Annotated in this window: 6 protein-coding genes and 1 pseudogene; 4 read left to right on the top strand and 3 right to left on the bottom strand. The window is 59.0% G+C overall.

Annotation, left to right across the window (positions count from 1 at the left end; translation table 11 throughout):
* From DD606_RS23085 to DD606_RS23075, 3 genes are all read right to left on the bottom strand, one after another.
* On the bottom strand, positions 1 to 931 hold a 931-nt coding region (locus DD606_RS23085; protein ID WP_129259219.1), incomplete at its 3' end, for a succinylglutamate-semialdehyde dehydrogenase.
* Positions 928 to 1,962 carry an arginine N-succinyltransferase gene (gene astA / locus DD606_RS23080; RefSeq protein WP_022650887.1) on the bottom strand — a complete coding sequence of 345 codons (1,035 nt, stop codon included), beginning with the start codon at positions 1,960 to 1,962 and terminating at the stop codon, positions 928 to 930. The genes DD606_RS23085 and astA, both read right to left, overlap by 4 nt.
* On the bottom strand, positions 1,959 to 3,179 hold the full coding sequence (locus DD606_RS23075) for an aspartate aminotransferase family protein (protein ID WP_059294585.1): 1,221 nt from the start codon (positions 3,177 to 3,179) through the stop codon (positions 1,959 to 1,961). Before DD606_RS23075 ends, astA begins: the two co-directional genes overlap by 4 nt.
* A gap of 433 nt (positions 3,180 to 3,612) precedes the next feature.
* Here DD606_RS23075 and xthA point away from each other — a divergent pair, with 433 nt between their 5' ends.
* The 4 genes and pseudogenes from xthA to DD606_RS23055 form a co-directional block, all read left to right on the top strand.
* Positions 3,613 to 4,419, top strand: coding sequence for an exodeoxyribonuclease III (gene xthA, locus DD606_RS23070; protein WP_022650885.1), 807 nt, complete (start codon positions 3,613 to 3,615; stop codon positions 4,417 to 4,419).
* Positions 4,420 to 4,425: 6 nt separating this feature from the next.
* A complete protein-coding gene (locus tag DD606_RS23065; protein ID WP_032609023.1) occupies positions 4,426 to 5,109 on the top strand; it encodes a TVP38/TMEM64 family protein in 684 nt (227 codons plus the stop codon).
* 15 nt (positions 5,110 to 5,124) lie between these two features.
* Complete coding sequence (locus tag DD606_RS23060) at positions 5,125 to 6,285, top strand: ABC transporter substrate-binding protein (protein WP_255573118.1); 1,161 nt, start codon at positions 5,125 to 5,127, stop codon at positions 6,283 to 6,285.
* Positions 6,258 to 7,203: pseudogene (locus tag DD606_RS23055) on the top strand (thiamine ABC transporter permease); the annotation flags it as partial. The gene DD606_RS23060 and the pseudogene DD606_RS23055, both read left to right, overlap by 28 nt.

The following is a 7,203-nucleotide window of genomic DNA, read 5'->3' as shown; positions in this document are numbered from 1 at the left end:
CCCATTTCGCGGGAACCAGACGCGCGCTCACCTCCACCAGACGCTTCAGGAACGCATCCCCCTGCGCGCCGCGCTTAACCAGCAGGCGGCGGGCGCATGTGCAGCGCTGTCCGGCGGTAATGAACGCCGACTGAATGGTCAAGTGGACCGCGGCATCGATATCCTCCGGATCTTCCACAATCAGTGGGTTGTTGCCGCCCATCTCCAGCGCCAGAATTTTTTCCGGTTGCCCCGCCAGCTGACGATGCAGCTGATAGCCCGTTCCGGCACTGCCGGTAAACAGCAGACCGTCAATGTCACTCAGCGCACTCAGCGCCTGACCGGTTTCACGCCCGCCCTGCACCAGATTCAGCACCCCCGGCGGCAGCCCCGCCTGCTCCCAGAGTTTTACCACTGCTTCTCCGGTTAAGGGGGTTAACTCACTCGGCTTGAAGATGACGGTATTCCCCGCCAGCAGCGCAGGCACAATGTGCCCGTTCGGCAGATGCCCGGGGAAGTTATACGGGCCAAACACCGCCAGTACCCCGTGCGGACGGTGGCGCAGCGTGGCAGCGCCGTCTGGCATCTCGGTATGCTGCTCGCCGGTGCGGGTATGGTACGCCTTCACCGATATCGCAATTTTGTTGATCATCGCCGTGACTTCGGTTGTTGCCTCCCAGCGCGGCTTACTGGTTTCGCAGGCAATGATGCGGGTCAGCTCGGCTTTATTGGCCTCCAGCAGCGCAGCAAATTTCTCAACCAACGCCTGGCGCTCGAAGAATGGCCGTTTCGCCCACGCCGGAAACGCGCGGCGTGCAGCCTGACAGGCCTGCTCAACCTGCCCGGCGCTTGCGTCGTTCCCAGACCAGAGCACCTCCTGGCCGACCGGGTTAGTTTTTGTCCGCGCGTCACCTTCGCCCGTAACCCAGTCACCGTTAATCCATAGAGTCATGCTGTTTTCTCCTCAGGGCAGAGCCGCACCAGGCGAACCGTGTCGCCAGCGTTACATTTCAGGGCATCCAGTTGCGCAGCCGTCAGTACCAGACGCTCGCATGATGGGTTGGTTCGCACCAGCATGGCGCGGAAGTTGGTGTAATTCTCGTTCGAAACCAGGCAGGCTGGCCACTCGCCCGGCGCGGGCTGGCCTTCTGAAACCTCAACCAGGCGGCTTTTACGGATGGCGCGAACGCGGTCAATGTCGCATTCCAGCGTCGGGCCGCCGTCGAAGATGTCGACGTAGTTACGGTAGCGAAATCCCTCTTTCTCCAGCACCGCGCGGGCCGGGGCGGTTTGCGGGTGAACTTCGCCGATCACCGCCTGCGCTTCTGGCGTTAGGAAATGGGTATAAATAGGATGCTTCGGCATCAACTCGGCGATAAACGCCTTCTGACCGGTGCCGCACAGGTAATCCGCCCGGCTAAATTCCATGGAGAAGAAGCGTTCGCCCAGACTCTCCCAGAACGGCGAGTAGCCCGTCTCATCAATCACGCCGCGCATCTCCGCGACCACTTTTTCGTTGAAGCGGTCGCGAAAGGCGGCCATAAACATAAAGCGCGATTTGGAGAGCAGATAACCGTTGCCCTCTTTGCGCCAGTCCGGATCGAGAAACAGGGTGCAGAGTTCGCTGGCGCCGGTATGGTCATTACAGAGGAAGAGCGTCGGCAGCGCGTTGTAAACGTTCAGCTCTTTCGAAGCGTGGACCATCGTGCCGACGCGGTAGTTGTACCACGGATCATTAAGCCCGACGGCCACCTCGATAGCGCAAATCCCCGCCACGGTCCCCGTGTCGGTATCTTCTAGCACGAACACATAGCCCTGTTCGCTTTTTGGCAACGTCCCCTGCCAGGTTTGCAGGGCGCGCTCAATGCGCGCCGACAGCGTTTTTTCATCGGCAGGCAGCGAGGTCAGCCCGCCCCCTGTCTTACCGGCAAGCTGCATAAGCCCGGCGAGATCGCCGTGCGCAACGGGACGGATGACCATCATGATGACACCCCGGACTTCACCTGTTCGCAGGCCAGCGCAAAACGATCTAAGCCAGTTCTGACCTCTTCCTCGCTGACGATCAGCGCAGGGGCAAACCGCACCACGTTAGCACCGGCAATCAGCACCATTACGCCCTGCTTTGCCGCTTCCTGTGAAATCAGCTTCGCTTTGCCGGCAAACTCAGGGGCAAGCTCACAGCCTATTAACAGCCCCAGACCGCGGATCTCTTTGAACAGGCCAGTTTTGCTGTTAATGGCCGTGAGTCGCTCAACAAACCACTGGTGACGCTGCTTCACGCCGTTCAGCACCTCAGGGGTGTTGATGATATCCAGCACCTGTCCGGCGACAGCGGTTGCCAGCGGGTTGCCGCCGTATGTGGTGCCATGAGTGCCCACGGTCATCACGCTGGCGAATTTTTCGGTGGTCAGCATCGCCCCCACCGGGAAACCGCCGCCGAGCGCTTTGGCTGTTGAGAGCACATCCGGGGTCACGCCATAGTGCATGTAGGCATACAGCTCACCCGTGCGGCCCACGCCGGTCTGGACTTCGTCAAAAATCAGGACCGCGTTATGCCGATCGCACAGCTCGCGCAGCCCTTGCAGGAACGCTTTCTGGGCGGGCATGACACCGCCTTCCCCCTGCATGGGCTCGACAATCACCGCACAGGTGGTGTCGTCAATCAGCTCGCTGGCAGAGTGTAAATCGTTATACGCCGCATGACGGATATCCGGCGGCAGCGGCGCAAAATCCTGAGAATATGAGGGCTGACCGCCCGCACTGACGGTAAACAGCGTGCGGCCATGGAAAGCATTTTTAAAGGCTACGATGCCGCTCTTATGCGCGCCGAATTTATCGTGCGCATATTTGCGCGCCAGCTTCAGCGCCGCTTCGTTCGCTTCCGCGCCGGAGTTACAGAAAAAGACTTTTTCTGCGAAGGTGGCGTCTATCAGCTTCTTCGCCAGACACAATGCCGGTTCGTTGGTATAACCGTTGCCGGTATGCCAGAATTTCGCCGCCTGGTCATTCAGCGCCTGCCGCAACGCCGGGTTTGCATGCCCCAGCGCATTCACCGCAATCCCACCTGCAAAGTCGATATACTCTTTGCCCTGCTGATCCCACAGGCGAGAGCCTTCCCCACGTACCGGAATAAAAGCCGCCGGAGCGTATACCGGCATCATCCATTCATCGAAATTTTCACGCGTAACTGACAGAGACATAGCGACCTCATCCGGTAAATAAAAGGTTGTTTAAATGTTAAATAATTGAGTGTTTGCACTGTGAATGTAGATTGCAGCGTTCGTGCCAGCCAGCGATAAAAATGCATAAATGGGTTTGGGTAACAGAATATCAATGAGTTACAATATGGAGATATTCACTTATAATGCATAAATAGTGAATATTTTTACGACAAGCGGCGCTTTGCCGCATGAAAACAAGAAAGAGTATGCAGAGGCCAAATATAATTCTGGAATTGTGATCGCTCGCGAAATTTATCGGTCGTTTACGCCCTGTTCGAGGGCAAAACGCGCCGAAATGGTGCAAATATTGCACCGTTGGCATTATCTGTCGCAGTAATTGGGCGAAGCGGATAACAGACGACGTAAATTCTGCTACCATCCTTGCACTATTCACCTTGCATTGGCAGCGACTATGAAATTTGTCTCTTTTAATATCAACGGCCTGCGTGCCCGCCCTCACCAGCTTGAAGCGATTGTTGAGCAACATCAGCCAGATGTGATCGGCTTGCAGGAGACAAAAGTTCACGACGATATGTTCCCGCTCGAAGAGGTAGCGAAGCTGGGCTATAACGTTTTTTACCACGGTCAGAAAGGCCACTACGGCGTTGCGCTGCTGACCAAAGATACGCCGGTGTCGGTGCGCCGTGGCTTCCCGGGTGACGGTGAAGAGGCGCAGCGCCGCATCATCATGGCGGAAATTCCTTCCGCACTCGGCAATGTGACCGTCATCAACGGCTATTTCCCGCAGGGTGAAAGCCGCGATCATGAAACCAAATTCCCGGCCAAAGCGAAGTTTTATCAGGATCTGCAAAACTACCTGACAACCGAACTCAAAAAAGAAAACCCGGTGCTGATAATGGGCGACATGAATATCAGCCCGACGGATCTGGATATCGGTATTGGCGAAGAGAACCGTAAGCGCTGGCTGCGCACCGGCAAATGCTCTTTCCTGCCGGAGGAGCGCGAGTGGATGGAGCGCCTGCTGGGTTGGGGGCTGGTGGATACTTTCCGCACGGCTAACCCGGAAACGCAGGACCGTTTCTCGTGGTTTGACTACCGCTCTAAAGGCTTTGATGACAACCGGGGCCTGCGTATTGATCTGCTGCTGGCGAGCGCCCCCCTGGCCGAACGCTGCATCGAAACCGGTATCGACTATGACATCCGCAGCATGGAAAAGCCGTCCGACCATGCGCCGGTATGGGCAACGTTCAAGCTGTAAACTTCAGTGAATATTAAAAAAATCAGTCTCCTGTGCGCCCTTCTGGGCGCATTTGTTTTAATTGTTGTTTTGCTTCCTCCGGGCATGCTCTCCCTCGACACGCTAAAAATACACCAGCAAACGTTGCTCGCTCGTGTGGAGCAAGCGCCCCTTCAGAGCGCGCTGTTCTATTTTGCGGTTTACGTTCTGCTCTCCGCGCTATCGATCCCCGGAGCCGCGCTTCTGACGCTGCTCGGCGGGGCGCTTTTCAGCCTGTGGGAGGCGACGCTGTTGGTGTCATTTGCCTCGACGCTCGGCGCCACGCTTGCCATGCTCGTCAGCCGTTATCTGCTGCGCGACTGGGTGCAGCGGCGCTTTGCCGCACAGATGAGCACGATAGATGCGGGAATGGATCGCGACGGCGCACGCTACCTTTTTGCCCTGCGCCTGATGCCGTTGTTCCCGTTCTTTCTGGTCAATTTGCTGATGGGGCTAACCCGTCTCAGGGTGCGTCACTACTGGTGGGTCAGCCAGCTTGCGATGCTACCTGCCACCGTCATTTATCTGAACGCCGGACGCGAGCTGGGAAAACTTACCTCGCTGCGAGATATTCTGTCGCCGGGACTGCTGTTCGCCTTTACACTGTTAGGGTTATTACCGCTGGTCACTCGCTGGCTGTTTTCCCGTTACATCCCTTCGATTAAAAAGTGAGGCATTATGCGCCGGGTGCGTTTTTGCGCGTTTCTGACGAGTCTGCTGCTGGCAACCTCTGCCTTCGCCGCAAAGAGCTGGCAATCCATTCAGCAACAGGCCACCGGGCAGACCGTCTGGTTTAACGCCTGGGGCGGTGACGAGGCCGTTAACCGCTACCTCGACTGGGTAAGCGGCGAGATGAAAACGCACTACGCCATCAACCTGAAGATCGTTCATCTGGCCGATGCCGCCGACGCGGTGAAGCGGATCCAGACGGAACATGCCGCAGGACGTAGCAGTAACGGGTCGGTGGATCTGCTCTGGGTAAACGGGGAAAACTTCCGCAACCTGAAAGCGGCAAACCTGCTGCTCACCGGCTGGGCGCAAACCCTGCCCAACTGGCGCTACGTCGATACCCGTAAACCGGTAACGGAAGATTTTGCCATCCCGACCGATGGGGCAGAATCCCCGTGGGGCGGCGCGCAATTAACCTTTATCGCCCGTAAAGCGAGTACGCCGACACCACCGGCAGATCCCCACGCGCTGCTGGTATACGCCCGACAGCACCCTGGCAAGGTGAGCTATCCGCGACCGCCGGATTTTACCGGCACGGCGTTTCTTGAGCAGCTACTGCTGGCGCTGACCGCCCATCCGGAGGCGTTAAAAAACGCGCCAGACAGTACCTTTGCGCAGGTCACCGCGCCGCTGTGGGATTACCTTGATACGCTGCACCCCCTGCTGTGGCGCGAAGGGAACGATTTTCCTCCGTCGCCTGCGCGCATGGATACGCTGCTGGCCAGCGGCAGTCTGAACCTGTCGCTCACCTTTAACCCCGCCCATGCGATGCAAAAGGTGGCGAGCGGTGAACTGCCTGCCGACAGCTACAGTTTCGGCTTTCTCAAAGGCATGATCGGCAACGTCCATTTTGTCGCCATCCCGGCAAACGCCAGCGCGAGCGCAGGTGCGAAAGTGGTGGCGAATTTCCTGCTGTCACCACAGGCGCAGATCCGCAAAGCTAATCCTGACGTCTGGGGTGACCCGAGCGTGCTGGATGGCGAAAAACTGCCTGCGAAAGCGGCAAAACAGCTTCGCGCCTTTACCCCATCAAGCACGCCTGATGTGCTTCCCGAACCGCACGCCGCCTGGGTTAACGCCCTGGAGCAGGAATGGCTTCGCCGCTACGGAACCCGCTAAGCGGGCTGGTCTGGGCGGCAATGGCGGTCATCTATCTGCCCCTGCTTCCCGCCAGCGGCATGCTGCTGGCCCCGGCGTTTTCTCCCGGCAACTGGGCGACGCTGTTTGCCGACCCGCAGCTGCCGCAGGCGCTGGCCGCCACGCTGGTTTCCACGCTTATCGCGACGCTGGGCTCACTGTTTATCGCCCTGACCCTGCTTGCGCTTCTCTGGCCGGGTGAAGGCTGGCAGCGCCTGAGCACCCGTCTGCCGTGGCTGTTAGCCGTGCCGCACGTCGCCTTCGCCACCAGCGCGCTGCTGCTGTTTGCGGAAGGGGGGCAGTTTTACCGGATCTGTACAGTCTGTTCGCCGCAGCTTGACCGCTACGGTATCGGGCTTGGCCTGACGCTTGCGGTCAAAGAGAGCGCGTTCGTTCTGTGGACAATCTACGCCGCGCTGCCTGAAAAGCGCCTCGTACAGCAGAAAATTGTCCTGCATACCTTCGGCTACGGACGAATGCAGGCGCTCAACTGGCTCGTCCTCCCGGCAATCGCCCCCGCGCTGGGCGCCGTGATGCTGGCGGTGCTCGCCTGGTCGCTTTCCGTGGTGGATGTGGCGATCGTGCTCGGGCCGGGCAACCCGCCTACGCTGGCGGTGCTGGCCTGGCAGTGGCTCACCCAGGGCGATGCGCAGCAGCAAACCAAGGGAACGCTGCTGTGTCTGGTGTTGCTCCTGCTGCTGGCGGCGCTTGCCGCGGTGGGATACGGCTTCTGGACGGCATGGCGGCACGCCCAGCGTGCTCCCTCCGGGGTTCGTCGCGCTTCGCATAGTGTGCTGCCCGCACGGGTGCTGGGCGGGTTACTGCCGCTGTGCGGCGTGCTCTGTGCGCTGGTTCTGCTGATGCTGGCACGCCGGGACGACATCGGCCCCGTCAGCGACA

The organism is Enterobacter cloacae complex sp. GF14B (genome assembly GCF_004136805.1).
GTDB lineage: Bacteria > Pseudomonadota > Gammaproteobacteria > Enterobacterales > Enterobacteriaceae > Enterobacter > Enterobacter hormaechei_C.
The sequence above is the reverse complement of the archived record's forward strand: the minus strand, read 5'-3'. Positions and strand labels throughout refer to the sequence as shown.

Excerpts from the sequence above, each read along its gene's own strand:
- astA (WP_022650887.1), bottom strand. The coding sequence starts at position 1,962 with ATGATGGTCATCCGTCCCGTTGCGCACGGCGATCTCGCCGGGCTTATG.
- xthA (WP_022650885.1), top strand. The coding sequence starts at position 3,613 with ATGAAATTTGTCTCTTTTAATATCAACGGCCTGCGTGCCCGCCCTCAC.
- DD606_RS23075 (WP_059294585.1), bottom strand. The coding sequence starts at position 3,179 with ATGTCTCTGTCAGTTACGCGTGAAAATTTCGATGAATGGATGATGCCG.